This is a genomic window from Vibrio sp. Vb0349 (assembly GCF_033338975.1).
In genome coordinates this window covers 1-1,134 of record NZ_JAWOTS010000363.1, presented here as the reverse complement: position 1 = coordinate 1,134, position 1,134 = coordinate 1, and the positions used below count along the sequence as shown (strand labels likewise).

Genomic DNA, 1,134 nt, shown 5'->3' with positions numbered 1-1,134 from the left:
TGGTGCGCGGTGAGTGCTGTGTTTACTCGCCAATTTGATCAACGTACCGTACACCAAGGTCTCTCGCAGCAGTCGATTGTCCGATTTTTCTAGAGTCTCAAACACCAAGCGCAATTGGCTTGCCAGTTCGGGATCATAAACCACAGGTTGAGGGAAATAGGGCAGCGCGATATTGGGTGAGCCAAGCTCTTGCCCCAAGGTTTGAAATTGTTCTGACACAGGATACATTGCTTTGTATTCCCAGCCCCCCTCGGTTGCTGAATGGCCGTTATGCACTTCATCAGCGTTAACTAAGATAATGCTGTCTTGTGGTGCAATGTGGTTGCCGCCAGTGCGGAAAAATTGTTGAGCGCCTTTTTCGATCACACCAATGGTGTAGCCTTCGTGACTGTGCCGAGAGAAGTTCTGCTTTTCATACTTAGCATCTAGCAGCTCCAAGCCACCAAGTTCTTGAGCAATTTTGAATGTCGCGATTTCCTTGTTCTTTTCTTTCATTGTTTCCAATCTGCTCGAGAAGTTCGTCATACGAGTGTAACGTATCCATCGTGCTTATTTTTGTACAAAATTGCTATTCAGTATCGTTAAAAAGGTTAATTGTTTTTATATGAGTGAATTGGTGATTTATCCTTTCTAAATATGGCTACATTTAAAGGTATTTAATCTGGTCGAGTTTGATTTATTGGTATAAGATTCGCCGCCTTGTTGTAGAAAACCTGTTCCATCATGATCGATTTAGCTGTACTTCCTATTTATCTCACGGCGGTTATCGCCTTATTGCTTTTGCCTGGCCCTGATATGTTGCTGATTGCGAGCTCAAGTATGAGCTACGGCAAAAAGGTTGGCTTATTTGCCAGTCTGGGGAACGCGACGTCTGGCCTTATCCTTACTTTACTTGCTGCGATGGGGGTTTCAACCCTGATTGCGATGAGCCCTGTGGCACTCAAAGTACTTCACCTTTTAGGTGGTGCGTACCTACTTAAAATGGGTTGGGATTGCTTGAGAGCAGAAGCTTCATCTGCTCCAGAGCTTGATCAAAAAAATAAGATGGCATCGACCTACTATCAACGTGCATTAATGAGCAATTTGCTCAACCCTAAAGCGTTGGTCTTTTTTGTGATGTTTTTGCCTCAGTCC

At 44.3% G+C, this 1,134-nt stretch carries 2 protein-coding genes; one reads left to right on the top strand and one right to left on the bottom strand.

What is annotated here, in order from left to right:
- On the bottom strand, window positions 1-495 hold a 495-nt coding region (locus R7Q47_RS25860), incomplete at its 3' end, for an AraC family ligand binding domain-containing protein (RefSeq protein WP_318090211.1).
- A 228-nt stretch (window positions 496-723) separates the two neighbouring features.
- On the opposite strand from R7Q47_RS25860, the gene R7Q47_RS25855 reads away from it, so the two are divergent.
- Window positions 724-1,134: LysE family translocator (locus R7Q47_RS25855; RefSeq protein WP_318090210.1), on the top strand; the 411-nt coding region annotated here is incomplete at its 3' end.